The organism is Mycobacteroides franklinii, assembly GCF_002013895.1.
Classification (GTDB): Bacteria; Actinomycetota; Actinomycetes; order Mycobacteriales; family Mycobacteriaceae; genus Mycobacterium; species Mycobacterium franklinii.
In genome coordinates this window covers 118,949-144,616 of sequence record NZ_MAFQ01000004.1, presented here as the reverse complement: position 1 = coordinate 144,616, position 25,668 = coordinate 118,949, and the positions used below count along the sequence as shown (strand labels likewise).

Here is a 25,668-nt window from a genome sequence, read left to right as displayed (position 1 = left end):
TTGCTGGTGGGGCTGGTGTCTGGTGTCGTTATCGGGTTGCCCGCTGCTCCGATGGCGTCCGCAGATCCCGGGGTGAAGCTGACCTACCGGGTTACCCTGCAGGATCCCGGATCCAATCGCCAAGTGACGATCTCGTACCGCAACGGTAAGGGAGAGAAGGCGGTCAAACAGACCTGGCTGGATCCGTTCGTGCCGTGGCAGCATGACGTCACCATGACCGCCCGCGAGGCGGCGGTGAGCCTGTTCAGCGACCCGGGTGGCAACTACCTCGGCGAGATCCTGCGTGATGGCAACGTGATCGCATCCAATGCGGTGTACCTGGACCCGGGGTGGGTGGCGGAGCAGAGCGCGCCCTATGGGACGCCGACATTGTTGGCGCGCGTCGACGTCCCCTGACGTCAGCGCCAGGCGAAGACCGGTTGCTCCAGATCGTCGACGGGGTCACCGCGGCCTTCCAGACACAGCCACCGCACCTGCAGGAGAACAGCTCCGGTTGGGGCGTGGATCAGGTCATTGCCCAGTGGGATCTGCACCACTGGCCGTGGGCTTTCGGGAATCGTGACGTAGCGCGGTGAATCCTCGCGTTGCAGCTGGTGCAATCCGACCCGATAGGCGGCAACCACCTCGTCGGGAGACGGGTTCAGCTCTAGACGGCCGCCGCCCCAGACCACCACCGGAGTGATCACATATCCGGAACGGGTCGGGTAGTCATCGAGCAGTCCGAGCACCGTTGAATCGGGCAGTGCCACCCCCAGCTCTTCGTCCAGCTCACGCAGCGCGGCCTGCGTGGCGTCCTCGCCCGGATCCAATCGGCCGCCGGGAAGTGCCCATTGCGCGGCGTGTGAATTGAGCCGGGAGGCCCTGCGGCATAGCAAGAATGCCGCTCCGCCGGAGACGTCGACCATCCTGCCGTCCAGTCCGTGCCCGGGGATCTCCCGGCCGCCGATCCATTCGTCCAGCGGTGCCGGGTCGATGCGGTCCTCACCCAGCTCCGAGTCGACCAGCACGACCGCGACCGCGGCGCGGCGTTTATCCGGATCCTCGACGGTTCTGCGTTCGTGGCCTGCCAGGTGCTCGCGTACCTTGTCCCGCAGCTCTTCGTCGTAGGCGATCACCGTTCGACCATATCTGCCACCGTCGACGGCGGCCCTTTCTAATCGACGTGGCTCTATAGCTGGGCTTACCGTGGCGGGATTGTTGTGATGCGGTGATGAGCGACGACCAAACACGACGTATCTATCGTGACGCCGGAATCAGTGTGGAAAAACTTGGCGAGCATATCGGTGCTCGAGTCGATGGCGTTGAGCTCAGTGCCGATGTCCCGGCCGAACGGGTGGAGGCAATCCGTGTCGCGCTGGCCATCAACAAGGTGTTGGTGTTCACCGGGCAGCATCACCTCGACGACGCCGCGCAGTACGGGTTCGCCGGTCTGCTCGGGGAGCCGACGCTGCCACATCCCACGGTGCGGTCCCACGGTACCGAGCTGCTGAATCTCGAAGGGGCGGCCAATGGCTGGCACACCGATGTCACCTTCGTCGACCGCATCCCGAAGGCATCGGTGTTGCGGCCGGTGACGCTGCCGTCCTATGGGGGTGCCACCACGTGGGCGTCGACCGTCGCCGCGTACGACCAGCTGCCGAAGCCGTTGCGCTCTCTTGTCGAGGATCTGTGGGCCACGCACACCAACGTGTACGACTACGCGTCGTCCGGGGCATCGGGTGGGGTGAGCGCCGAGCGTCGCGCCGCGTACTACAGCGAGTTCACCAGCTCGCTGTACGAAACACTGCACCCGGTGGTGCGCGTGCATCCGGAGACCGGTGAGCGCAGCCTGCTGCTCGGGCAATTCGTCAAGAGTTTCCGGGGATTGCAGGGCGCCGAGTTCACCGCGCTCTTCCAGCTGCTGCAGGCGCGTATCACCAAGCTGGAAAACACCTTCCGATGGAACTGGCGGTTGGGCGACGTGGCCGTCTGGGACAATCGGGCCACCCAGCACTACGGAATCGCCGATTTCGGTGACCAACAGCGTGAGCTGCATCGGGTGACGTTGGCAGGGGATGTGCCGGCCGATGTCCATGGTGAGCGGAGCCAGGTTCTCCACGGCGATGCCAGTCACTACTCGGGTATCGAGCTGGCGCAGCGGCTGGAGCTGTTCGCCGCCTGAGCTCAGCGGGCTTGGCGGGAACGGCGGCCAGGCGTTGGCACCGGCTGTGTCGCGGCGGCGTGCCGCCATCGCGGACAGCGCCTCGAAGACCACTCGGTGCGCATTGCGCGATCCTCGATCTAGGGCAGTGCGATGTATTTCGTTTCGAGGTATTCCTCGATGCCCTCGCTACCGGCTTCCCGTCCGATACCCGATTCCTTGATCCCCCCGAACGGTGCGGCCACATCGGAGATCACTCCGCGGTTCACGCCGACCATCCCAGACTCCACTGCCTCCGAAACCCGCAGTGCGCGATCCAGATTGGTGGTGTACACGTAGGCGGCCAGCCCGAACTCGGTGTCGTTGGCGGCGGCGACTCCCGCGTCCTCGCCGTCGAACGCGGTGATCGCGGCGACGGGGCCAAACACCTCTTCGCGCAGAATTCTTGCATCGGAAGGCACATCGGTGAGCACCGTCGGCGGGTAGAAGTAACCCTCACCTTCCGCGATCGCCCCACCGGTGGTGATGACGGCGCCCTTGCTGACGGCGTCCTGCACCAACTCGTCCACCGAGGCCCGTTGCTTGGCGGTGATCAGCGGGCCCACCTGCACGCCGCTCTCGTCGCCGGGGCCAATGGTGAGTGCACTCATGCGTGCGGTGAGTTTCTCGGTGAATTCGGCGCGCACCGCGTTGTCGACGTGGAAGCGGTTGGCCGCGGTGCATGCCTCGCCGATGTTGCGCATCTTGGCCGCCATGGCGCCGTCGACGGCCGCATCGATGTCGGCATCGTCGAACACCACGAACGGTGCGTTGCCGCCGAGCTCCATCGATGAGCGCAATACCCTTGTGGCGCACTGAGACAGCAGGATCTTGCCGACACCGGTGGAGCCGGTGAAGGTCAGCTTGCGCAGTCGGGAGTCGTCGATCAGCGGGCCGGTCAATGCGGAGGCGTTGGTGGTGGGCAGGATCGACAGCACGCCCGCGGGCAGCCCGGCATCGGCGAACACTTGGCCCAGCAGCAGCATGGTGAGCGGCGTTTCGGCGGCGGGTTTGACGATCATCGTGCAGCCGGCGGCCAGGGCCGGGCCGATCTTGCGGGTGCCCATGGCCAGGGGAAAGTTCCACGGGGTGATGGCCAGCGTCGGGCCGATGGGCTGCTTGGTGACCAGGATCCGCCCGGAACCGGTCGGTGACGAGGTGTACCGGCCGTTGATGCGCACGGCCTCCTCGGCGAACCAGCGCAGGAACTCCCCGCCGTAGGCAACTTCGCCGTGGCTCTCGGCCAGCGGTTTACCCATTTCCAGGGTCATCGCCAGTGCGAAATCATCTCGCCGCGCCATCACCAATTCCCAGGCCCGCCGGAGGATTTCGGCTCGCTCGCGTGGTGCGGTGGCCGCCCAGGACCGTTGCACGGCGACGGCCTCATCGAGTGCGGTGGCACCGTCTGCCGTGGTGGCGTCTGCCACGGTGGTCAGGATGGCACCGGTGGCCGGGTTGTGCACGGGGAACCGGGCGCCGCTCGACGAGGGGACCTGCTTGCCCCCGATCCACAGGTCGGTGGGGACGGCGTCGATCAGTGTTGAGTGGTCGCTCACTGGTGGCTCGCCTTCTCGCGAATGATGTCGGTGAGGACGGTGATGCCCTCGTCCAGTAGATCGTCCCCGATGACCAGCGGGGGCAGCAAGCGGATGACATTGCCGAAGGTTCCGCAGGTGAGGATCAGCACCCCTTGGGAGAGAGCCTCGGCGGCAATGGCTTTGGTCAGGGCCGCGTCGGGTTCGAGAGTGCCGGGTTTGACGATCTCGATGGCCAGCATGGCGCCGCGCCCGCGTACCTCGCCGATGACGTCGACCTCCTCGGCAAGCGCGCTCAACCGGGACACTACCGAGGTTTCGATGACCCGCGCGCGGCCCGGCAGGTCGAGCTCGCGCATGACGCCCAGCGCGGCGATGGCGGCGGCGCAGGTCACCGGGTTACCGCCATAGGTGCCGCCGAGGCCGCCGGTATACACCGCGTCCATCAGCTCGGCGCGTCCGGTGACGGCCGATAGCGGCATGCCCCCGGCGATGCCCTTGGCCATGGTGACGATGTCGGGAACGATGTCGTCGTGCTCGGAGGCGAACCAGGCACCTGTGCGCGCGAATCCGGTCTGCACCTCATCGGCGATGAAGACGACGCCGTTGTCCTTGGCCCATGCGGTGAGCGTGGAGAGGAATCCGGGTGCGGGCACGATGAATCCGCCCTCGCCCTGGATGGGTTCGATGATGATCGCGGCCAGCGATTGGGCACCGATCTGGGTCTCGATGCGGGAGATCGCCCGCCGTGCTGCTTCCTCGCCGGTCAACCCCGCCTCGTCACGCAACGGATAGGAGGCAGGCATCCGGTAGACCTCGGGCGCGAAGGGCCCGAACTGCGACTTGTAGGGCATCGACTTGGCGGTCAGCGCCATCGTCAGGTTGGTGCGGCCGTGGTAGGCGTTGTCGAAGGCGACGACCGCGGGGCGGCCGGTGGCCAGTCGTGCCACCTTGATGGCGTTCTCGACGGCTTCGGCACCTGAGTTGAACAGTGCGGTGCGCTTCTCGTGATCGCCGGGAGTCAGGGTGTTGAGGAGCTCCGCGACCTGCACGTATCCCTCGTAGGGCGTCACCATGAAACAGGTATGTGTGAAATGCGTTGCCTGGTCGGCGATTGCTGCGGCGACGGCGGGGTGGGAGGCGCCGACGGTGGTCACCGCGATACCCGCTCCGAGGTCGATGAAGGAGTTGCCGTCGGCATCGACGATCACGCCGCCGTCGGCGTCGACGGCGTAGACCGGCGCGGTGGAGCCGACGCCCGCGGCGACCGCAGCGCGGCGGCGCTGGGCCAGCGCACTGGATCGGGGCCCGGGCAGGGGCGTGACGATGTTGCGCTTCTGAGCGAGGCGATAGGTGATGTCGGTCATGGCGCTCCCTGTCGTCGGTCCGGCGATCTCAGTCTGCCGCTGCGGCGTGTTTCTGGGAATGGCCGATTTGTCTATCAGCAGGTCATCGCTGCGCCGTTTTGGCGCGCGCCACTCCCATGCGCCGACACGCCGCGTTCTGCGAGTTGTTCTCGCGCCTTGCGTCGAAAAACGGCGTGTCGACGCGGGGCCGCTCATTCCATCAGCGGTGCGGTGTCCCGGGTGAGGGTGCGTCCCAGGAAGAAGTCCGGGCTCTTGACGCGCATGATCATCATGAGCACCGCCCCGAAGGCCAGAATGCCGAAGCCCAGGTAGAACACCAGGCCGATGCCGCCGATCGAGGCGCCGCTGCCGGTCTTCTCCGGGTCCATGCTCTCGCGGATGGAGATCACGAACACCGCCCCCAGCATCAGCCCGCCCAGGAGCGGAAAGAGGAATTTGTACACCACATTGTGGGCGTTCTGAAACAGCTCCGTGCGGAAGTACCACACGCAGGCGAATGCGGTGATGCCGTAATACCAGCAGATCATGATGCCCAGGGCCGCAATGGTATCCAGCAGCGTGCGATCGGAGAGCAGGCTGACGACCGTGTAGAAGACCGCCGTGACCGCACCGGCCACCACGGTGCTGAATGTAGGGGTGAGAAAGCGGGGGCTGACGCTGGCGAACCGCTTGGGAAAGGCGCCGTAGGTACCCATGGCGAGCATGGTGCGCGCGGCGGGAAGGGAAGTGGTCTGCAGGCTGGCCACCGCGGAGGCGAATATCGCCAGCAGCAGCAGTGGGCCGAACCAGCTGCCTAACACCGGATTGGCCAGGGCACCAAAGATGTTGTCCTTGTTCGCCTCGTTGGCCAGGCCCAGATCCGTATCGCCCACTCCGGCGAACATCATGACCGCGACTGCCACCAGCAGATAGGTCAGCAAGATCGACAGCACACAGAGCAAGCCGGCCCGCCCCGGCACCTTGGTCGGGTCCTTGCATTCCTCGCCGAGCGTTAGGCAGGTGTCCCAGCCCCAGAACGCGAATATCGAACCGATGAGACCAATGACAAAGGCGCTCAGGGTCAGTCCGGTCAGCGGATTGAACCAGTCGAGATTGAAGTCGAGATGTCCGGCCGCGCTGGGCGCCTTCGCGATGGCGACGACGGCGAAGATCACCAGCACGATCATCTGGAAGCCGACGAGGACGTACTGCACCTTCTCGCTCGTGGTGATGCCGCGGCTGGAGATGTAGGTGGCGATGGCCAGTAGCGCCACCGTCGAGATGATGTTGACGGCCTTGTCGTTCGCGAGTTCGCCGAGTGTCTGATTGTGGAAGACGGCGCCGAGAAACTGATATCCGTATTGCACACCGATGGATGCAAGGTTGGACAGCACGATGATGGTGGCGATGACCATGCCCCAGCCGCACATCCAGCCGACATAGGGCCCGAATGCCTTGGTGGACCAGGTAAACGAGGCGCCGCAGTCCGGAGCTCGCGAATTCAGCTCGCGGTATGCGTAGGCGGTGAGGAACATCGGGATGAATCCGGCGATGAGAATCGCGGGCATCTTCAGGCCGACCGCCGCGACGATCAGTCCGATGCTGGCGGTGAGCGTGTATCCGGGTGCCACCGTGGAGATTCCGAGGATGGCGCCGGTAAACGTTCCGATACGGCCAGCTGCCAAACCCTTTGAGACAAGTCCCTCGGACTGCTCGGCATGTTCCAGCTCGGCGCGCGCGACATCCTCAGTCACTATCGCCCCCTTCTTCCTTGGGAATGACGACCATGGGGACCTGCAGAACGCGGAGCATCTTGGCGGCCGTCGACCCGAGGAAGAGTCGTCGCGGCTGCGCGAGGCGGCTGGAACCCACCATGATGATGTCGCCTTCGTGCCAGTCGAGTTTGTTCACCGCGGCCTCCACCGTAGGTCCCTCGGCGACAATCGAGGTAAGCGGAATATCCGGTGGCAGTATCAATTTGGCGGTTTCGAGGGATTGTTGTGCGTGAATGGTGGCACGCTCACGCGCCGACTGATCGTCGTCGCCACCGGGAATCGGGTCGAAGGACACCAGAGACACCAGCCGCAGCGGTGTTTCGGCGCGCTTACAGACGCGCAATGCGGTGTCCAGCAGAACCCGCGCGCCAGGCCGGGTACCCATGGCGCAGGTGACTTCTCGAATGCGCAGATTCTTCTGATATCGCGCGCCACGCGGCGAAATCACCAGCGGAATGGGGGAGGAGTGCACCAGTTCATTGACCACGGAGCCCAGTGACAGGCTGCCCACCAGACCGCCACCGGAACCGCCCACCACGATGGCCGCGGCGCCCAGGGCCTCGCATTGTGCGATGAGTCCCTCGGCGATCGACTCGTGAAAGCTGATATGCGTTTGCACCGAGAGGTCGTCGGGAATCGTCGCTTCGGCATGATTCAGCCAATGAGTGGCGTTCTGGGACAGGATGTCTTGGCGCTCTTGTTGTGGCAGGGGAGCCAGGATCGGGCGATCCAGTGGCAGCACCATGCACAGATCCAGATGCGCTCCCAATGAGCGCGCGATCTGAGCGCCTACTGCTAGCGCGTCATCGCCGCCCGGGGTGGCCAAGTATGCAACTGCAATCCTCGTGGCGGCGTCGTTCACGGCTAGGCCTCCTGGTGTCCGGGTGTGTGACAGCTCTTCGGCGGATTGGGTGCGACATCGAGCGAGGGGTTGCGGTCGAAGAATCCGACCGGTTTGAGCCAGAAGTTCACGGTGTCGACGGGCATGATCGGCCAGTCCTCGGGCCGGGTGATGTGATGGATGCCGAACACGTACCAGAGCACCACATCGGTGTTCTCGATGGATCGGTTGCCCTCAGTCCAGGCGGGCAGGCCGTGGTCTTCCTTGCTTTGTGTGACGAATTCTCCTGCTGGCCAACGCTCATCGGGTGAGTTGGGAGTGACCCAGAGCGTGTGCTCGATGGCACGGCAGCGCGCTAACACCGGTGAGGAGGGATCGAACATGGACGGGATGGCGGCGCCGGGCACCAGCTTGTAGGCCGGTGGCGTACCGATGCCGTTGCGAGTGTTGTCGTTGACAACCTTCCAGGCTCGCTGAGTCTCCCAGCAGAAATCCTGTTTGCCTTCCGATTCCGTGCGCAGCGGGGTGTTGCGTTGCCGCAGGGAAAGCCCGTAAGGATTGTTGGGGCCGACGGGCTCGATCTCGGTTTCGCTGGCGTACACGGTGTTCTCGGTGCCATCGACGTCCAGGTCCAGCCTGGCGACGAGGAAATGCTGGTGGTACGGCGCATAGGTGCGGTGGTCGACGAGGGTTCCGTGCGGATGCGTGGCGCCCTCATCGAAGTTGCTCACCACCATGATTCCCGTGGCGCGCACCTCACATTCGATGTTTCCGTCCTGGTAGAACCGCCAATAGGTGAGGTACTCGTAGTTGGCGACGGTGACATGGAACGACACGGTAAGCCGGCGCATCCGGCGCACCTCGGCGCCGTGATCATGGTCGACGTGTTTCCACAGGACGGCGTTGTCCTCTTCGTGGATGCAGATCGCGTTCTTGATGGTGTACGGCTCGCCCTTGCTGTTGTGCAATACGGCATCCAGGTACCGGATCTCACCGAGGCAATCACAGCCCAGTTCCAGTGAGGTGGTCATGAACCCGATACCCCACTCGCCGATATCGAAAGCCGTTCTGCGGTAGTGGTCTTCGCAGTGGTCTCGGTAAGGCACCATCATCTCGGCGAAGGACATGCGGTTGGCGACCGACCGCACCCGGCCGTTGTCGTTGTATGTCACCGCGTGCAGGGTCATGCCCTCGCGGTAGTTGAAGCCGACCCGCAGCGACCAGTTCTGCCATTGGAGTTTGTTGCCTTCGATCGTGAAGGACGGTCCGTCGGGTTGGGTTATGTGCAGTGGCTGTAGGGATTCGCGGGTGCTCTGTGTGCGCAGGCGCTCCGGTATGTGCCGCGGCACGTATTCGCCCATCATCTCGGGCCGCTCGACGGTGAACGTGTCCTCGATGTCCAACAGCTCCATGCTGTTCATATCGATGATGCAGTGGAATCCGTTGACGGGGCCCGCGTAGGGATTGGCGCCCGCAGTGGCACGCACCCAGGTGTCCGACCAGCCGAGGCGCCTGCCCTTGTACTTCTCCGGCATGACCGCGTCGCCGTAGGTCCAGGTGTCCATGAACACCAGGTCCATGTCGGTGATGCCGCGTTTGGCCAGTGCCGCGATCACGTCGGGATGCGCGCGAAGGGCCGTATCGGCCTCTTCCCACTCGTCAACGGTGAAGTTGGGTTGCACTCCGGGAATGTGATTCCAGGACAGCACCTCAGCGGAGGTCAGCGAGACGACAGCCTTGTAGGTGGCGTTCTTCGTGGTGTCCAGGCAGGTGGCCAGCGCGCGGCGATCGGGCCGGGTGCCACTGGTGTCGAATGCGGCGATCTCCGCTTTGGAGGGTTCGGACAGTTCGATGGAGGTGTATCGCCAGCTCTTCCCGACGTCCTGGGTCTGCGCCAGAATCTCTGCGACAGCAGTGAATTCCTCCGCGGTCAGGGGATCCAGGGGATGGAAGGTGTCGGTCGCCACCCGGCCCGAATGTGCTTCACACGAGTTACTCATCAGGAGTGCGCGCTCATCACGTGCTTGATCCGGGTGTAGTCCTCTACACCGTAGGCCGAAAGGTCCTTGCCGTAACCGGAGTACTTGAACCCGCCGTGCGGCATCTCGGCGACCAGTGGGATATGACAGTTGACCCACACGCATCCGAAATCCAGCTCGCGGGTGAATGTTTCGGCCGTGGCATGGTCCTTCGTCCAGACACTGGAGGCCAGCGCGTAACGAACACCGTTGGCCAGGCGAATCGCCTCCTCGGCGTCATCGAAGGATTGGACCGTCAGGATCGGCCCGAAGGTCTCTTCTTGGACTATCGGGTCATCCTGCCGGACGCCGGTGACGATGGTGGGTTCGATGAAATAGCCCTTGTTGCCCCAACGTTTTCCGCCGGTGACGACGGTGGCATGTGCGGGCAGGTTCTCGAGCTTCTTGGTGACGGCGGTGAAGTGGTTGACGTTGTTCATCGGCCCGTAGAAGCTGTCGGGATCGTCGGGCAACCCCGGCCGCAGTGTCTGTGCCGCGGCGTTGAGGGCGTTCACGAAGTCGTCGTGAATGGACTGATGCACGATGACCCGGGTGGCGGCTGTACAGTCCTGGCCGGCATTGAAGAAGGCGGCCTGTGCGATACCCAGGGCGGCCTTGTCGATATCGACGTCGCCGAATACCACGGCCGGTGCCTTGCCGCCGAGCTCGAGGTGGCTGCGCTTGAGTTGCTCGGCCGCCGAGGCGGCGACGGCGATACCGGCCCGCACCGACCCGGTGATCGAAACCAGGCCAATGGCAGGGTGACTCACCAATTCCGAGCCGGTGGCAGCGGTGCCCAGAACAACATTGAAGACTCCGTCGGGCAGGATGCCCTTCGTCAGCCGCGCCAGCACCAGGGTGCTCTCCGGGGTGGTGTCGCTGGGCTTGAGCACGATGGTGTTCCCGGCGGCCAGGGCGGGGCCGATCTTCCAGATCGCCATCATGAAGGGGTAGTTCCACGGGGTGACCTGGCCGACGACCCCGATGGGCTCGCGCCGGACATAGGAGGTGAACCCCTCCATGTACTCGCCTGCCGATTTGCCCTCGACGACTCGTGCGGCACCGGCGAAGAACCGAACCTGGTCGGCGCTCACGGCCACCTCTTCGGCGGCGATGACGGCCTTGGGCTGCCCGGTGTTGCGGCACTGGGCATCGACGATCTCGTCCATGTGCGCCTCGATGGCGTCGGCGAGTTTGAGCAGGGCCTGTTGCCGGACGCTCGGTGTGGACCTACCCCAGGTGACGAAGGCGCGTTCGGCGGCCGCCACGGCGGCGTTCACGTCCTCGGCGTTGGAGACAGGCGCGCGCCCCATCACCGATCCGTCGACAGGGTTGATCAGGTCGATGGTCTCCGATGATGAAGAGCCGACGAACCGGCCGTCGATGTAGTTCTGGAGTACCGAGTCCGGCATATCGCACGTCCATCTGTCGAGGGGATCCGTCTAAGCACGTCAAGAAAGTACGCAGAGAATCAGTGTGCGCTCAGGCACATCCTCGATCATCTGACAATTTCGGGAATCTTCGCGGTATTTTTCACCATTCTGTACAGTCCTGTGAAATGACCGTTCCCGTGCGCTGGGTGCTGGATCAGCCAGACCTGAAACTCACCCTGAAGGGTGGCGCCGCAGGTTTGGGCCGCGAGATCAACCTGGCGCTGACCACCGAACTTGCCGATCCGGCGCCGTGGCTATCCGGCGGAGAGCTGGTGCTCACCACGGGCATCGGGCTGCCCACGAGCGCTCGCGAGCGACGGCGCTATCTGCAGGCTCTCGACGAAAATAACGTCGCGGCATTGGGATTCGGCACCGGGTTGACGTTCGACGAGGTGCCGCCGGAGTTGGTGGCGTCCGCCGACGAGCTGGGCATGCCGGTCGTGGAGGTGCCGCTGCGCACCCCGTTTGCCGCGGTGGTCAAGACGGTAAGCACTCGCATCGCCGAATTGGAATACGACGCGGTGTTGCGCGCATCGCGGGCTCAACCGCGGATCACCCGAGCGATCGTCAACGGCGGTGTACAAGCGGTCACCGCGGAACTGGGACGCTCCTTGCGTGCCAATGTCGTGGTGCTGGACTCCGGGGGCACGGTAATCGCAAGTCATCCGCGCAATCTGGATGTCGCGACGGTCAATCTGGTGCGCGGTGCGTTGACACCGGGTGCGGCGGCGGGCTCGCACCAGCTGGACCCGGGAATCACTGTCTCGCAACAGACGATCGGCGTGGGCGGGACGTCGTACGGAGTGTTGGCCGTCGTCAGCAGGACGCCCCTGACCTTTGTGGACCAGGTTCTGCTGGGACATGCAAATTCCTTGTTGGCCTTGGACTTTGACAAGCCGTTGCGGCTGCAGGAGGCACAACGGCAGTTGAATGGGCAGGCCCTGGGATTGCTGCTCGGCGACGGCCAGAACCTGGACCCCGTGTGGGCGCAGTTGGCACAAGCCGCCGACGGACGTGGGCGCATCCGGGTGTTGGTGGTGGACGCCGAATCGCAGGCGGCACTGGTGCGGGCGCTGGCCTCGATCACCCGGACCATGGAGTCGGCGGGCTATCCGGTTTTCGCGCATACCGCCGAAGCCCAGCTGACCGTCGTGCTGCCGGGGTTCGAGACTGCCGACTTTGCATGCCGATTGTTCGGCGAAGTGGACGGGCGCAGTAAGAAGGGTCTGCGGGCAGGCTTGAGCGGAGCGCACCCGGTGGGTCGGCTCGTCGACGCGGTGCAGAACGCGAGGCTTGCCGCATCGGTGGCCGAACGCGGCGGGATGCCGCTGGAACTCACCTCGCTCGCGGGGAGCGCACTACTGTCCTTCGGTGCCAGTCGCGAGGTGCTGGTCGCCGTCGCCAACGCGACGCTGGCGCCCGTCGCCGAGCACGATGCCGCCCACGGCACCGAACTGATGGCATCGCTACGGGCTTATCTGGAAGCCAACGGCCATTGGGAATCGGCGGCCGCCGCTATGGCTGTGCACCGCCATACGCTGCGGAAACGGATCGAGACTGCCCAGTCGCTGCTGGCTTGTGATCTCGATATCGCGCGTGTGCGCGCCGAGCTGCTGCTGGCGATGCTGGCGGGAACGCCCGGCGTCGGCAACTGAATCGGGTCCGCGAAATCGCATCGCGTCGGGTCTCAGTAGTGCTACCTTATTAGAACAGGTTCCAGTTTCGGGGTTATTTATGCAGGTGAATAGATCGTGAGCGCCATGGTTGAAGCGTCACCGGTGCGGCCAGCCGCCATGCCGTCGACCAGGCGCCAACATGAGCAGTACAAGCGCATGCTCGACGCGGCCGAAGAACTCGCCATGACACGCGAGCTCGACCACGTTCAGATGCACGATGTCGCCAAGTACGCCAACGTTGCCATCGGCACGTTGTACCGGTACTTCCCGACAAAGCGCCATCTGTTCGTCTCGGCGCTGGTGCGCGAATCCGAACGGCTTGTCGGCCGCATGCCTTCGCTCCCTGACGGCGAGCGGCAAGCACCGGCGGACCGAGTGGCCGAGGCCTTGGTGCGGGCGCTACGCGGGCTGACGCGGCGGCGCATGCTGGCGATCGCGATGATCCGGTCCTCGAATTCGGCCTCGCTGGCCGAGGTGCCGGATCTGATGCAGATCGAGAAGCGGTTCCATGAGCTGATATCCGAGGTGGCCGGGTTGTCCGATCCGACCGATGAGGATGAGGCTGTGATCAGGCTGCTGGTACATCAGTGGTTCGGTTGTATTCAGGTGTGCCTCAACGGTGGCCTCACCGTGGCGCAGGCCGAGGACGATCTGCGCCGGGCAGCCCGGCTGTTGATGCGCGACTGGCGCGCGGTGGGATGAGCGTCGGGCAGCGTTAGCTCGATGCCAATGCCGTCAGTGCCGCGTCGATGGCGAGCGCGGGGACGTCGATGGTCTTGGAACCCAGGTCATGGCGTGCACCGCTGATCTCGACGATCGTCGCGCCGCCGGGAATGAGCAACGACGCTTCCTTGAGTTCGGCGATGGTGCCGAAGGCATCCGACGTGCCGTGGGTGAACACCGTCGGAACCTGGATGTCGGGGAGATGGTCGATGCGCAGCCGGTCGGGTTTACCGGGCGGATGCAGTGGGTAGGAGAACAGGGTCAGCACGTCGACGATCGGCCCCTTTTCCGCGACCAGCATTGAGGTTTGACGTCCACCGTACGAATGACCGCCCGCCAGCAGCGGGCCATCCACCATGGCGCGAGCCATGGTGATCACCTCGGCGATACCCGCACGGTCCTTGTCGGCCGACGAGGCCGAGGGCGGACCGCTCGGCCGATTGCGTCGGAAGGGCATATCGAACCGAATCGCCAGCCAACCGCGCTCTGCCCATGTCGTGCACAGCAGGCGCAGCATGGGGGAGTGACAACTGCCGCCGGCACCGTGGGTGAGCACCACAGCACCACGAGGATGCCCGTCGGGGTGGTGGGCGATTCCGGCGATATCCGGAAGTTCCTCGGTGCTCACGCACTCAGCCTAAGGCTCGTCGCGCGGGCGCTCATCGCAGCCTGAACAGGGCCGATACCGGCCCATGCCCCTGACCCAGAGGATAGGCGGCCTTGAGGCACTCGGTAATCCACCGTTTTCCGAAGGCGACGGCTTCGGTGACGGAGTGCCCATGTGCCAGAGCGCAACTGATGGATGCCGCGAGGGTATCCCCGGCACCGTGGTCGTGTCCGGTGTCCACGCGTTCGACGGGAAAGTAGTGGAACTCGGTGCCGTCGAAGAGAAGGTCGGTGCTGGTGTCACTGGACCGCAGGTGCCCACCCTTCACCAGGGCCCATTGCGGGCCGAGGGCGTGCAATTTTCGCGCCGCCTCCCGCTGTGACTCCTCGTCGACGACGTCGACGTCCACGAGCAGCCGCACCTCGTCCAGATTCGGAGTGACGAGCGTTGCCAGCGGAAACAGTTGGGTACGTAGGGCATCGAGCGCGCTGGGGTGTAGCAGTGGGTCGCCATGCATGGAGGCGCACACGGGATCGACCACCAACGGGACATCCGCAGCCACCTCGCGCCACGTCTCGGCGATGGCCTCGATGATCGGAGCCGAGGCCAGCATCCCGGTCTTGGCTGCCTGGATGCCGATGTCGGTGATGACTACTTCCATTTGCGCGGCCACCACCGCCGGCGGGATTTCGTGGAAACCCTTGACACCCAGCGAGTTCTGTATCGTCACCGCGGTCAACGCCACGCACCCGTGCACGCCGAGCAGTGCCATGGTGCGCATATCGGCTTGAATACCTGCCCCGCCCCCGGAGTCGGACCCGGCGATGGTCATCGCCCGAACCGGAGTAGCGCCCGGCTCCGGGAGGGGTAGGAACATGGAACTCATGCTCTGCCTACGAGATGGGCAGGTAGACCCGGTTGCCGTGTTCGGCGAACTCCGCGGACTTCTCTTCCATGCCGCGGGCCAGCATCGCGTCGATGTCCTCCTGGGTCTCCAAGCCGTTCTGGGCCGCGAACTCCCGGATATCGGCGGTGATGCGCATCGAGCAGAACTTCGGGCCGCACATCGAGCAGAAGTGTGCCGTCTTAGCCGGTTCGGCAGGCAGGGTCTCGTCGTGGAACTCCCGGGCGGTGTCCGGGTCCAGCGACAGGTTGAACTGGTCATCCCAGCGGAATTCAAAACGGGCACGGGACAGCGCGTCGTCTCTCAGCTGGGCGCGCGGGTGTCCCTTGGCGAGGTCGGCGGCGTGCGCGGCGATCTTGTAGGCGATCACCCCGTCCTTGACGTCCTTGCGGTCCGGCAGCCCCAGGTGTTCCTTGGGGGTGACGTAGCAGAGCATCGCGGTGCCGGCCTGGGCGATGATCGCCGCCCCGATGGCCGAGGTGATGTGGTCGTAGGCCGGAGCGATATCGGTAGCCAGCGGGCCCAGGGTGTAGAACGGGGCCTCTTCGCAGAGCTCCTCCTCGAGCTTCACGTTCTCGACGATCTTGTGCATGGGAACGTGGCCGGGGCCCTCGATCATCACCTGCACGCCATGGGATTTCGCGATCTTCGTCAGTTCACCGAGGGTGCGCAGCTCGGCGAACTGTGCCTCGTCGTTCGCGTCGGCGATGGACCCGGGACGCAGGCCGTCGCCGAGCGAGAAGGTCACGTCGTAACGTGCGAGGATCTCGCACAGCTCCTCGAAGTGGGTGTACAGGAACGATTCCCGGTGGTGCGCCAGGCACCAGGCGGCCATGATCGACCCGCCACGCGAGACGATGCCGGTGACGCGCTTGGCGGTCAGCGGCACGTACCGCAGCAGCACACCGGCGTGCACGGTCATGTAGTCCACGCCCTGCTCGGCCTGCTCGATCACGGTGTCGCGGTACAGCTCCCAGGTGAGTGCGGCCGGGTCGCCGTTGGTCTTTTCCAGCGCCTGGTAGATCGGCACGGTACCGACGGGAACCGGGGAGTTGCGCAGGATCCACTCGCGGGTCTGATGGATGTCCTTACCGGTGGACAAGTCCATGATGTTGTCGGCGCCCCAGCGGATGGCCCACACCATCTTCTCGACTTCCTCGGCGATCGAGGAGGTGACGGCCGAATTGCCGATATTGGCATTGATCTTCACGCCGAAGGCCTTGCCGATGATCATCGGCTCGCTCTCCGGGTGCTTGTGGTTGGCCGGAATCACGGCCCGGCCCGCGGCGACCTCGGTGCGCACCAGCTCGGCCGGCACGCCCTCGCGCACGGCGATGAATTCCATCTCGGCGGTGATCTCGCCGGCACGGGCGCGCTGCAGCTGGGTGCCGCGGTCGGTCACGATCCCGGCGCGTGGTGGCAGACCCTTCTGCAGATCGATCACCGCATGGGAATCGGTGTACGGACCAGAGGTGTCGTACAGGTCCAGGTGCTCACCGTTGGTGAGGTTCACCCGGCGCTGCGGCACGCGCAGGCCACTGTCGAGGTTTTGGTAGATCTTCTCGCTGCCCTGGATGGGGCCGGTGGTGACGGTTTCCGGAGCCTGAGAACGGGTTGATTGAGTCGACATGATTCTTCCTCCCTACGCCGGCATTACCCGGTCAGGTTCATACGGTCGACGGCCCTAGCCGTCCTCTCAGCGCACTGGTGCGCGCTCCCGTGTTTGTGTTTTGGGGCTGTTCGTTGACGAACATTGGCCACGCTACTCGGTGGTCCGCAGATTTCTCCGTCGAGTGCGTGTCTCACGCGGATTTCCGGCCAGATTTCCGCGTGAGGCTCGCGCTCGAACCGCGTTGGGTGGCGTCTGCACTCCTATCCGACCTGACGGGCGAGCGCTACAGACTTTCGGAATATAGTTTCCCTTGCTAAAGTTATCCACGGTGGTATCCACAGACGGCCGGTCGGAGCTGCCCGCGTCGGGGAGAAGCGCGCAACGAGGGTGACGATGACTGATTTGATGACACGGACCGACGAAACACTTGCGGATATCGAGACCGCGCGACGTCGGGTTCGGGTGGACCGCGACCATCCGCACTACAAGTGGGTCGCACTGTCGAACACCACGTTGGGTGTGCTGCTGGCGACCATCAACTCGTCGATCGTGCTGATCTCGTTGCCGGCGATCTTCCGGGGCATCGGCCTCAACCCGCTGGCCGCCGGAAACGTGAGCTACCTGCTGTGGATGCTCATGGGCTATCTGCTGGCCTCGGCGGTTCTGGTGGTGCTGTTTGGCCGGCTTGGCGATATGTACGGACGGGTCCGCATCTACAACATGGGCTTCGTCGTCTTCACGGTCGCGGCGGTGGTGTTGTCCTTCGACCCCTTCCACTACGGCGGCGGTGCGGTGTGGCTCATCGCCTGGCGCGTGGTGCAGGGTGTGGGCGGGGCCATGCTGATGGCCAACTCATCGGCCATCCTCACCGATGCCTTCCCGTCCATACAGCGCGGATTGGCGCTGGGTATCAATCAGGTGGCCGCGGTGGCAGGATCATTCCTCGGACTGTTGATCGGAGGCGTTCTCTCCGAATGGGATTGGCGGGCCATCTTCTGGGTGGGCGTGCCGGTGGGCCTGCTGGGCACCGTGTGGTCATACCGCTCCCTTGTCGAGATCGACCAACCGACACCGGGCAGGCTGGACTGGGCGGGCACTGTCACCGTGGCGCTAGGCCTCACAGTGTTGCTCACCGCAATCACGTATGGCATTCAGCCCTATGGCAATTCGAGCACCGGATGGGGTAACCCGCTGGTTTACGGATCGCTGATTGCCGGCGTCGCATTGCTCGTGTTGTTCTGCGTGATCGAGGCCCGGGTGGCCGACCCGATGCTCGATATCCGGTTGTTCAAGAACCGGGCCTTCGGGCTGGGGAACCTGGCCAATCTGCTGGCGTCGGTGGGGCGCGGCGGCCTGCAGTTCATGCTCATCATCTGGCTGCAGGGCATCTGGTTGCCGCTGCGCGGATACAGCTACGAGTCGACCCCGCTGTGGGCTGGAATCTTCTTGCTGCCCATGACGCTTGGTTTCCTGGTGGCGGGCCCGGTCGCCGGCCTGCTGTCGGATCGGTACGGCGCCCGCCCCTTCGCCACCGGCGGCATGGTGCTGTCCGCGGCGACGTTCCTGGCCCTCGTCGCCATCCCGGTGAACTTCAACTACTGGGTGTTCGCGGCGCTGATCTTCCTCAACGGACTGGGGTCGGCGATCTTCACCGCGCCCAATACCGCTGCCATCATGTCCAGCGTGCCGGCGCATCAGCGTGGTGCGGCCTCGGGCGTGCGCGGCACCTTCTTCAATGCGGGCAGCTCGCTGTCCATCGGAATCTTCTTCTCGCTCATGATCGTCGGCCTTTCGGCGACCTTGCCGTCGGCCATGCAGTCGGGACTCACCGCGCAGGGAGTGCCCGCATCCACGGCCGCCGAGGTATCGAGCCTGCCGCCGGTGGGCAGCCTGTTCGCAGCATTCCTGGGCTACAACCCGGTGAGTGAATTACTTGGTCCGTCAGGTGTTCTGGACCAGCCCGGAGTGAACGCGGCGGAGCTGACCGGGCAGACGTTCTTCCCGAATCTCATCACCGAGCCGTTCCATGCCGGTCTGGTCGTCGTGTTCGTCGCCGCCGCGCTGATGATGGCGGTCGCCGCTCTGGCCTCGCTGGGTGCCGGTGGCAAGTACGCCCACGCAGAGGACTGAGCTAGCTACTATCTGCCCATGGCAACGTGGGGGATATCCGGTCCGGTGGATCTGCTGCGCCGGACGGGGATCCTGTGGTGGCGCTGCTGGCCGCGTCTTATCGGAGTTTGGCTCGTCGGCTGGCTCGCCCGGTATTGGCTGATCGAACTGGCCGTCTACGTGGGCGTGCACTTCGGTGGATTCTGGGGCGACTTGATCATGCCGTTGGCGGCCTTGGCCAGACTCGGCACGTACATCCTGATGTTCTTGGTCATACGCGGGGAGACGAACCTCTCCCATGAGAACACCGATGGCCAGTCGCGGTATCAGGCCTTCGTGGGCATCGTGCTGAGGACGATTCTTCCGGTGTTCGTGCTCTTTGCGGCGTGGCGGCTCATTCTGGCCGACTACGCGTTGTACCTGGGGTCATTGAATGCCGACCTCTCCTACGCGGCCTACTCCGGCGGCGCCCCCGAGAGGACCTTGACGCAGGCTCAGGAGTTCATGACTCCCAGCGACTGGCGGGCATATCTGGCGATACTGATCGCGTTCGTCGCCCGTGGCGCTTTGACGAGGTATTCCGAGAAGCTCCCTGCCTGGACCCAGCTGGTGGCCGTCTATCTGCAGGCTCTGTGGGTGGTGCTGCTGCTTAATGCCGCGTCGAATCGGCTTGTGGGAAGCCCGAAATGGGTATCCGAGCGCAAGGTCATCGTCTGGTACACCGAGCAGAAGGAGCGGTTTTTCGCGCACTTCAGCCTCTTCGGTCAGGTGTGGAAGTGGATCGCCGACGCGGTGGGGCCGACCGTGTTGGCGGTGTTGTTGGCGGTGACGTGGATTGCCATTGTGGGAACCGTCTATGCCGCTCGGCCGCAAACCACGTGGGCCGGGGCCAGCCAGGCGGCGTTCGGTGAACTTCAGGGCTCCCGCGTTACCGATCTGGCAAGTCGAACCGGCCTCGCGGCGAAGGAACGTTGGCAGCGACTGCCGGTCATCGTCCAGACACGTGCGTCCGAAATCTTCCGAAGCCTGCTGGGTATAGCCGATCAACTGCGTGACACTCTCCGGCTCACCTTGCATTCCGGACCAGTGACGTTGTGTTTCTTCGTCTTCGTATTCATGGGGACCGTGGTCCTGGATCCCAACGGTGCCTACTTCAACGTCTACGTGACCGACGGGTACATGTGGCGCGGCGTGGCCATACTGCTGGGGCCGCATGAGTGGATCTGGTGGGCGTCGTATCGCGAGTCCTTCCGGACAGCGATTGGCGCGTTGATCGATCCGCTTAGGGTATGCCTTGTGGTGGCGATGTACTGGCATTGCGTGGAAAGAGCCTCGCGGCCGTCGGTCACGACGGAGGTATGAACCGCACGTAGCGGTATTTCTTGGTGCTGCCCTTTTCGGGTGCGAACTCGACGTCCACCGCGGTGATGTCGGCGTCCTCCGGCACCACCATGACGACGGCGAATGCGCCGGCGGTATTGCAGGTGTCATACCCCTGTTTCCGGGTCCAATCCGACACCGAGACCGGCAATATCCCTATCTGTCCATACCAGTGTCGATAGCTCGGGTCGACCAGTGTGACGCGACACGTCGCCCATCCCTCATCGAGAGCGGCCGGTTTCCCGTCCTTGGATCGGTCGAATGCATACGCCACAAAACGTGTTCCGGGTGGCTGTGGAGTGTCGTACTTGGAGTACGCAGGAGTGGGCATGTCCAGAGCGCGCATTCGCCACAGCACGCCGTCGATCTTGGCCGTGGCGCCGGCGGGCACGGTGGCGGCGGGGATATCGGTCCCAAGGTTCTCTTTCCACGAGGGATAGCCCACCGTAATGCCGAAGGTGAGCACCCCGACAACAATCAGAATCGCTCCAATAATATTGCGCCGCAGCCAGTTTCTCATGGAACGACCTGCTCGTTGACGAGTGTCAGCAATGGCCGCTCTTGAATCATTCCAGGCGGGATGACGATCAGGAGTTGTGAGTCGACCCAGCCCTGCATCATGCGAAAGTCGTTATCCGGGAAGATGATCGCGAGAAGATTAAGTGCCTTGGGAGGCTCTGGGGTGTCAAATACCCATGTCTTGCGCACGCTGACACCTGGTTGCCCGGAGGCCTTAGTGGCGGCGAAGTTCTCCCGGTCGATGTTGCGGTGGTCGGCCTCGAGCTGCAAATCGATCCTGTCGGGTGTGCGGACAGTCTCATAGGAGAGATCGATCGCGATGTAGCGCCCCTTGGTCTGGTAGGTGTCGATGCTGGGGTCGCTGACCGAAGACTTCACGCGGACTTCAGGCGCCGAGAACACTCGATGTACGGTCACCGACAGATTGCGGCCCGCGGTGGGTGCTGGCGCAGTGCCGTGCACCAGGAGCGGTGCGTACGAGTCGGTGCGTTTCGGCACATTCATATATAGGTAGGCCGAGCCTGCGAGCAGCAGGGCACAAACAACGACCTGGACTGCGATGATGGCTCGATTTCGCCGCATTACTCGCACCTGCCGATGGTGGTGCGAAGCTCACCGTAATGACCCGTGGCGCCCCAGGTGGTGATGGTATTGGCAACCCCGGCGGCTCGTTCGAAGTCGGACATTTTGATGATGACGTCATCGCCGGGCTGCGCTTTGCCGAACGGGAATCCCCAAACGACGATCACGTCCTGGACCTTTCCCGGCTGGAGGACCGATAGCAGGCCGTAGGGCCCATAGGCGCCCTCATCTCGAACGTCGTCGCCGACCAGACTGAATACGGCGTTGTTACTCGGCTTCAGGTCGTGCAGCACCACCCCGGACGAGTCGGCGGTGTTCTCCACGGTCGCGAACAGGCCCACGAGCTGGCGCTCCTTAGCTGCTTTCTCTAGCAACAACTGGTTGCGGGTCCGCAGGCGTGCGGGGTCACAGATCTGGGCGACACGATGCGGTGTGATCGTGTAGACGCCGTTCGAATACGAGGACCCCAGGGCCACCGGCGTCATCGGCTCAGCCGTTTCCAATCCGCCGAAAGCCGCCGTCGTCGCCAATACCGCGACGATCGCGACCTGGTGCAATCGTTTCAGCGAATAGCGATCCAGGAACCTGCGATTCTCCGGCTCGTTGGATTCGTTGACGGGATCGTCCCCACCCATGCGCAGAAGCATACGGTGAGAGGGTCGCCCGTAGCTGATTTCTGTTAGCTAAGCCGGTTCCGCTGGTCCTGGACCCGTTGGCCGATCACCGACAGGGGGCCCTGGACCCATGCGACATACCGTCCCTGCTGGAACAGGCACGTCAAGAGTGGGTCGTCACCGGTACCCGATTTGTACTGCAGGCATTCGGCGTTCGGCACGGTAGACGGCGCGGTCGGCGGCCCGTAATCCGTCCTGTCTAGAAACTCGGGTCGCAGCGCGTCCAGTAGACGTTTGGCGCCTATCTCATCGCCCGCGCGTGTCACTCGAGTGCTGTCGGCGACGATAAACCTGTCGACGCCGGTCTCGCGATAGATCTCAAGCCAGGCCGGGATGTCGGTGTGAAACAGCGCCGCACCGCGCGCGTCGAAGACGGCGCCGCTACCACTGGGGTTGAACGAGGTCTTATCGGTGGCGAGCTTGAGCAAGGATCCGTCGGGGTCGAAAGGCGATGTGAGCGAGCTCAATTGGTCAACCGGGGTAGGCGTGAAGTGCTCCAGCTCCTGGAGTTGCCGGGTCAGGTAGCGGGACAGGATTTCCACGCTCTCGACGTCCGGTTGCTGGCTGACGTCAACTCGCACCACGAGTGGCCCGCGTTGGAAATACGCCACGGTTTCCACGTAGACGGACTGGCCGTAGTTCTTGTGTGTGGCGTACGCTTTGGCGGCCGGAAATCCTCGAATCTCCACGGTCTCTACGCGTTTGGTTTCGCTGGGGTCCAGTTGGTTTCGGAGGCTGAATAGAGCTTCCGTCGCCGCTGCCGCCGACGCGTCGTCTTTGAACAGCCGGATCTTGACTCCCAGTAGGGCGGTGGCGTCGTTGTTCGGCGTAACCGGCTCGCGCGAGAGGCTCATGCCGGTCACGTATCCGTAGTCGAGCAACTCGTCAGAGTTATCCCGCCGATAGAGCAGAGTCGGCCAACCCGGGCTGTTGAATCGGCCGTCAATGATCGTCGGCGCCACGATCGACCCGGAGAGCCGGATCGCCTCGTAAAACAGATACTTGAGCTTGACGTCTCCGATGTTGCCGGTCGGAGGCGGCAGCGGAACCGTAGGCCGCGGTTTCGCCGTCGCGGTGGCAGTGGTCGACGGCGTCGGCCCCATCGGTGTTTCCCCGTTGGTCACGATCTGGATGTCGTTGGGAGGTGACGTACAGGCGGTCATCGTGAGCATCAGAGCGATCGCCAACGCCTGGAACCGGCGCATCATGCGCTACCCCCTCGATCCTTAGTTCCCTGAGGGTAGCGCGGGCAGGATTCGCTGCGGGTTAGGTCGCCGCCGGTGTTAGTCCAGATCGACGACGACGGGCGCGTGATCACTCGCGCCCTTGCCCTTGCGTTCCTCGCGGTCGATGTGGGCGTCGCCCACCCGCCTGGCGAATTCCGGTGAGCCGAGGACGAAGTCGATGCGCATCCCACGCTTCTTGGGGAAGCTCAGCTGGGTGTAGTCCCAATAGGTGTACACCCCGGGGCCGGGAGTGAACGGCCGCACCACGTCGGCGAATCCGGCATCGTTCATCGCGGTGAACGCGGTGCGCTCGGGCTCGGACACGTGGGTGCTGCCCTGGTACGCCTCGACGCTCCAGATGTCGTCGTCCGTCGGGGCGATGTTCCAGTCGCCCACCAGTGCCAGCTGCGCCGCCGGATCCGCGGCCAGCCAGCCCGCCGCCTCATCACGTAACGCCGACAGCCAGCGGAGCTTGTACTGGTAGTGCGGGTCATCCAGGGTCCGGCCGTTCGGGACGTACAGGCTCCACACCCGCACGCCGTTGCAGATGGCGCCGAGTGCTCGCGCCTCGGCGGCCTCCTCGACGTTCTCGCCGGCCGCCCATTTGGGTTGCCCCTCGAAGCCGACGGTCACGTCCTCCAGCCCCACTCGAGAGGCGATGGCCACGCCGTTCCACTGGCTGAAGCCCACATGTGCCACCTCATACCCGGCGTCCGTGAACGCCTGCATGGGGAACTGCGTGTCCGAACACTTGGTCTCTTGCATGGCAAGTACATCCGTGCCGGAACGCTCCAGCCAGGAGATCACCCGGTCGGCACGGGCACGGATCGAGTTCACATTCCAGGTGGCCAATCGCATGCGCTAAACCCTACTTTCCGTAATGAGGAGCGCCCGACGCGTCGATACGCGCATACCGATATCGGTGTTGCTCGGTGAAGCCCAAGGTTGGATACAGTGCCAACGCCGCGGCGTTCTCCGCGCGCACCTGGACATAGGCCCGACGGGCACCCTGTGCGGCGCCCCAGCCCAGCAGTACGTCACACACCTGCCGGGCCAGCCCGCGCCGCCGGTGAGCCTCGGCCACCCGCACCGCCGAAATGCCGAGCCAGCCCTCCGTGATCGCGCCCCGGGCGACGGCCGCTGTTGAACCATCGACCGCGACTGATGCGAATCCCAGCGTTCCATCCACCACCGCGGTCAGCACCGGCACCGTCAACGGATGACTGTCGCCGTGTAGAACAAGCCAATCCGCCGAAGGCTCGGCGGGCAGGGGGCCGGAACGCGATTCATCCAGATCCCGCACCATTACCACGGTTTCATCGCTGGTGGCCAGCTCCTCCGGCGGGTGGATCAATCTGTCGGGCAGGCACAACAGGGTGGGCAGATCGTGTTGGGAGTACCACGCTGCCATGTCGTCGAGTGAGCGCGGTGATGCTGAATGCTCCAGTGGGACAGCGGAATTACCGCGATGAGTGTGTCCGCCTGCGGCTCTGACGAACCATCCGTCCACCCACGTGTGCTGGAGGCCGGGCCAGGCGAAAGCCGCCGCCCGCTGCGCCGATCTGATGTCCCGATTCAGCACCGGAACCGGTGGCAGCACGCGCATCGAGACAATGTCGCCGGGTGAAATATCAACCACCGCACCGGATTTATGCAGTATCTGCACAGTCGGAGCTGTCGACACCAAGTCGCCGACGGTGTCGGTGAACGGGGGTACCGAGCCGGCCGGTCGCCTACTGCGGATGGCCACCCGCGTCCCGAGAGCAGGGAAGGGCACTGCGCGGCTTACTTAATGGCCGAACGGATCGGCGACTTGTCCTGGTGTCCAACTCAATCCGGGCACGCCCCAGCCGTTGGACTTGACCGCACGTTTAGCGGCCCGGGTGTTCCGTCCGACCAGCTTGTCTATATAGAGGAATCCGTCAAGGTGCCCGGTCTCGTGCTGCAGCATGCGCGCGAACAGATCGTTGCCCTCGAGGACGACCTCTTTGCCGTCGGCGTCCAGGCCGGTGACTCGCGCCCAGCTTGCGCGCCCGGTGGGGAAGGACTCGCCGGGCACCGAGAGGCACCCCTCCTCGTCGTCATCCGGGTCGGGCATCGTCTCCGGGATGGCGGAGGTCTCCAGGACCGGGTTGATCACCACGCCGCGATGGCGGGTGCCGCCGCCGCGGGTGTCGGCGCAGTCGTAGACGAAGAGCCGCAGGGGTACGCCGATCTGATTGGCGGCCAGCCCGACGCCATTGGCGGCGTCCATGGTCTCGTACATGTTCGCGATCAGCTCGGGCAGATCGGCGGGCAGCGAACCGTCGGGGCCGACCGGAACGGGCTCGGTAGGCGTGTGCAGCACCGGGTCGCCAACGATGCGGATAGGAACAATAGCCATCCGTAAAACCTAGTGGAGGCAAGCTATCGGCTCGGTATTGGCGGCCGACGCGCGGGGTTGGCTAGCCGCAGTTGCGGTTTGAGCGTGGTTAAATATCGCCGAACCACAGTGTTGTAGTTATCGCGATCAATCGAAACACAAGTCGA

Annotated in this window: 23 protein-coding genes and 1 riboswitch; of the genes, 6 read left to right on the top strand and 17 right to left on the bottom strand. The window is 64.3% G+C overall.

The window, feature by feature from the left end:
• Complete coding sequence (locus B4393_RS06585; protein WP_078333512.1) at positions 1-396, top strand: hypothetical protein; 396 nt, start codon at positions 1-3, stop codon at positions 394-396.
• Positions 397-398: 2 nt separating this feature from the next.
• Here the strand turns inward: B4393_RS06585 and B4393_RS06580 are convergent, their stop codons facing one another.
• On the bottom strand, positions 399-1,115 hold the full coding sequence (locus B4393_RS06580) for an NUDIX hydrolase (protein ID WP_078333447.1): 717 nt from the start codon (positions 1,113-1,115) through the stop codon (positions 399-401).
• 95 nt (positions 1,116-1,210) lie between these two features.
• Between B4393_RS06580 and B4393_RS06575 the strand changes: the two genes are divergently transcribed.
• On the top strand, positions 1,211-2,161 hold the full coding sequence (locus tag B4393_RS06575) for a TauD/TfdA dioxygenase family protein (RefSeq protein WP_078333446.1): 951 nt from the start codon (positions 1,211-1,213) through the stop codon (positions 2,159-2,161).
• Positions 2,162-2,280: 119 nt separating this feature from the next.
• Here the strand turns inward: B4393_RS06575 and B4393_RS06570 are convergent, their stop codons facing one another.
• The 6 genes from B4393_RS06570 to B4393_RS06545 form a co-directional block, all read right to left on the bottom strand.
• Positions 2,281-3,735 (bottom strand): NAD-dependent succinate-semialdehyde dehydrogenase, encoded by a 1,455-nt coding sequence (locus tag B4393_RS06570; RefSeq protein WP_078333445.1) that lies wholly within the window; start codon positions 3,733-3,735, stop codon positions 2,281-2,283.
• Positions 3,732-5,081, bottom strand: coding sequence for a 4-aminobutyrate--2-oxoglutarate transaminase (gene gabT, locus B4393_RS06565; RefSeq protein ID WP_078333444.1), 1,350 nt, complete (start codon positions 5,079-5,081; stop codon positions 3,732-3,734). Before gabT ends, B4393_RS06570 begins: the two co-directional genes overlap by 4 nt.
• A 191-nt stretch (positions 5,082-5,272) precedes the next feature.
• Positions 5,273-6,814, bottom strand: coding sequence for an APC family permease (locus tag B4393_RS06560; RefSeq protein ID WP_078333443.1), 1,542 nt, complete (start codon positions 6,812-6,814; stop codon positions 5,273-5,275).
• The gene (locus B4393_RS06555) at positions 6,807-7,697 is read right to left on the bottom strand and encodes a universal stress protein (protein ID WP_078333442.1); all 891 of its coding nucleotides are present in this window, start codon (positions 7,695-7,697) and stop codon (positions 6,807-6,809) included. The genes B4393_RS06560 and B4393_RS06555 overlap by 8 nt, the downstream gene beginning before the upstream one ends.
• Positions 7,698-7,699: 2 nt before the next feature.
• Positions 7,700-9,676, bottom strand: coding sequence for a primary-amine oxidase (locus B4393_RS06550; RefSeq protein WP_078333441.1), 1,977 nt, complete (start codon positions 9,674-9,676; stop codon positions 7,700-7,702).
• Positions 9,676-11,106, bottom strand: a complete 1,431-nt coding sequence (locus tag B4393_RS06545; protein ID WP_078333440.1) for an aminobutyraldehyde dehydrogenase — start codon at positions 11,104-11,106, stop codon at positions 9,676-9,678. Before B4393_RS06545 ends, B4393_RS06550 begins: the two co-directional genes overlap by 1 nt.
• A gap of 158 nt (positions 11,107-11,264) precedes the next feature.
• Between B4393_RS06545 and B4393_RS06540 the strand changes: the two genes are divergently transcribed.
• On the top strand, positions 11,265-12,782 hold the full coding sequence (locus tag B4393_RS06540; RefSeq protein ID WP_078333511.1) for a PucR family transcriptional regulator: 1,518 nt from the start codon (positions 11,265-11,267) through the stop codon (positions 12,780-12,782).
• Between the two features lie 105 nt (positions 12,783-12,887).
• Positions 12,888-13,505: a TetR family transcriptional regulator gene (locus tag B4393_RS06535; protein WP_070938220.1), complete on the top strand. Its 618-nt coding sequence runs from the start codon at positions 12,888-12,890 to the stop codon at positions 13,503-13,505.
• 13 nt (positions 13,506-13,518) lie between these two features.
• Here B4393_RS06535 and B4393_RS06530 read toward each other — a convergent pair whose 3' ends face one another.
• The 3 genes from B4393_RS06530 to thiC form a co-directional block, all read right to left on the bottom strand.
• The gene (locus B4393_RS06530) at positions 13,519-14,154 is read right to left on the bottom strand and encodes an alpha/beta hydrolase family protein (RefSeq protein ID WP_078333439.1); all 636 of its coding nucleotides are present in this window, start codon (positions 14,152-14,154) and stop codon (positions 13,519-13,521) included.
• Between the two features lie 31 nt (positions 14,155-14,185).
• Positions 14,186-15,019 carry a bifunctional hydroxymethylpyrimidine kinase/phosphomethylpyrimidine kinase gene (thiD, locus tag B4393_RS06525; RefSeq protein WP_109558425.1) on the bottom strand — a complete coding sequence of 278 codons (834 nt, stop codon included), beginning with the start codon at positions 15,017-15,019 and terminating at the stop codon, positions 14,186-14,188.
• Positions 15,020-15,026: 7 nt separating this feature from the next.
• The gene (thiC, locus tag B4393_RS06520) at positions 15,027-16,667 is read right to left on the bottom strand and encodes a phosphomethylpyrimidine synthase ThiC (protein ID WP_078333437.1); all 1,641 of its coding nucleotides are present in this window, start codon (positions 16,665-16,667) and stop codon (positions 15,027-15,029) included.
• Positions 16,660-16,768, bottom strand: a riboswitch (TPP riboswitch). Its footprint overlaps the gene before it by 8 nt.
• 274 nt (positions 16,769-17,042) lie before the next feature.
• On the opposite strand from thiC, the gene B4393_RS06515 reads away from it, so the two are divergent.
• Positions 17,043-18,779 (top strand): MFS transporter, encoded by a 1,737-nt coding sequence (locus B4393_RS06515; RefSeq protein WP_078333436.1) that lies wholly within the window; start codon positions 17,043-17,045, stop codon positions 18,777-18,779.
• Positions 18,780-18,797: 18 nt separating this feature from the next.
• Positions 18,798-20,120 (top strand): hypothetical protein, encoded by a 1,323-nt coding sequence (locus tag B4393_RS06510; protein WP_078333435.1) that lies wholly within the window; start codon positions 18,798-18,800, stop codon positions 20,118-20,120.
• On the opposite strand, the gene B4393_RS06505 is transcribed toward B4393_RS06510, so the two are convergent.
• From B4393_RS06505 to B4393_RS06475, 7 genes are all read right to left on the bottom strand, one after another.
• Positions 20,104-20,658, bottom strand: a complete 555-nt coding sequence (locus B4393_RS06505) for a hypothetical protein (protein WP_078333434.1) — start codon at positions 20,656-20,658, stop codon at positions 20,104-20,106. The two genes, B4393_RS06510 and B4393_RS06505, sit on opposite strands and share 17 nt — an antisense overlap.
• The gene (locus tag B4393_RS06500; RefSeq protein WP_078333433.1) at positions 20,655-21,239 is read right to left on the bottom strand and encodes a hypothetical protein; all 585 of its coding nucleotides are present in this window, start codon (positions 21,237-21,239) and stop codon (positions 20,655-20,657) included. Before B4393_RS06500 ends, B4393_RS06505 begins: the two co-directional genes overlap by 4 nt.
• A complete protein-coding gene (locus tag B4393_RS06495; RefSeq protein WP_078333432.1) occupies positions 21,239-21,886 on the bottom strand; it encodes a hypothetical protein in 648 nt (215 codons plus the stop codon). Before B4393_RS06495 ends, B4393_RS06500 begins: the two co-directional genes overlap by 1 nt.
• Before the next feature lie 32 nt (positions 21,887-21,918).
• The gene (locus B4393_RS06490; protein ID WP_236743120.1) at positions 21,919-23,121 is read right to left on the bottom strand and encodes a DUF7373 family lipoprotein; all 1,203 of its coding nucleotides are present in this window, start codon (positions 23,119-23,121) and stop codon (positions 21,919-21,921) included.
• Between the two features lie 75 nt (positions 23,122-23,196).
• Positions 23,197-23,997 (bottom strand): exodeoxyribonuclease III, encoded by an 801-nt coding sequence (locus B4393_RS06485; protein ID WP_078333431.1) that lies wholly within the window; start codon positions 23,995-23,997, stop codon positions 23,197-23,199.
• Positions 23,998-24,007: 10 nt separating this feature from the next.
• Positions 24,008-24,916: an N-acetylglutamate synthase, CG3035 family gene (locus tag B4393_RS06480; RefSeq protein ID WP_078333430.1), complete on the bottom strand. Its 909-nt coding sequence runs from the start codon at positions 24,914-24,916 to the stop codon at positions 24,008-24,010.
• Positions 24,917-24,928: 12 nt separating this feature from the next.
• Complete coding sequence (locus tag B4393_RS06475; protein ID WP_078282373.1) at positions 24,929-25,522, bottom strand: peptide deformylase; 594 nt, start codon at positions 25,520-25,522, stop codon at positions 24,929-24,931.
• Positions 25,523-25,668 lie beyond the last annotated feature (146 nt).

Excerpts from the sequence above, each read along its gene's own strand:
- B4393_RS06575 (WP_078333446.1), top strand. The coding sequence starts at position 1,211 with ATGAGCGACGACCAAACACGACGTATCTATCGTGACGCCGGAATCAGT.
- gabT (WP_078333444.1), bottom strand. The coding sequence starts at position 5,081 with ATGACCGACATCACCTATCGCCTCGCTCAGAAGCGCAACATCGTCACG.
- B4393_RS06550 (WP_078333441.1), bottom strand. The coding sequence starts at position 9,676 with ATGAGTAACTCGTGTGAAGCACATTCGGGCCGGGTGGCGACCGACACC.
- B4393_RS06545 (WP_078333440.1), bottom strand. The coding sequence starts at position 11,106 with ATGCCGGACTCGGTACTCCAGAACTACATCGACGGCCGGTTCGTCGGC.
- B4393_RS06535 (WP_070938220.1), top strand. The coding sequence starts at position 12,888 with ATGGTTGAAGCGTCACCGGTGCGGCCAGCCGCCATGCCGTCGACCAGG.
- thiD (WP_109558425.1), bottom strand. The coding sequence starts at position 15,019 with ATGAGTTCCATGTTCCTACCCCTCCCGGAGCCGGGCGCTACTCCGGTT.
- thiC (WP_078333437.1), bottom strand. The coding sequence starts at position 16,667 with ATGTCGACTCAATCAACCCGTTCTCAGGCTCCGGAAACCGTCACCACC.
- B4393_RS06515 (WP_078333436.1), top strand. The coding sequence starts at position 17,043 with ATGACTGATTTGATGACACGGACCGACGAAACACTTGCGGATATCGAG.
- B4393_RS06510 (WP_078333435.1), top strand. The coding sequence starts at position 18,798 with ATGGCAACGTGGGGGATATCCGGTCCGGTGGATCTGCTGCGCCGGACG.
- B4393_RS06505 (WP_078333434.1), bottom strand. The coding sequence starts at position 20,658 with ATGAGAAACTGGCTGCGGCGCAATATTATTGGAGCGATTCTGATTGTT.
- B4393_RS06500 (WP_078333433.1), bottom strand. The coding sequence starts at position 21,239 with ATGCGGCGAAATCGAGCCATCATCGCAGTCCAGGTCGTTGTTTGTGCC.
- B4393_RS06495 (WP_078333432.1), bottom strand. The coding sequence starts at position 21,886 with ATGCTTCTGCGCATGGGTGGGGACGATCCCGTCAACGAATCCAACGAG.
- B4393_RS06490 (WP_236743120.1), bottom strand. The coding sequence starts at position 23,121 with ATGATGCGCCGGTTCCAGGCGTTGGCGATCGCTCTGATGCTCACGATG.
- B4393_RS06485 (WP_078333431.1), bottom strand. The coding sequence starts at position 23,997 with ATGCGATTGGCCACCTGGAATGTGAACTCGATCCGTGCCCGTGCCGAC.
- B4393_RS06475 (WP_078282373.1), bottom strand. The coding sequence starts at position 25,522 with ATGGCTATTGTTCCTATCCGCATCGTTGGCGACCCGGTGCTGCACACG.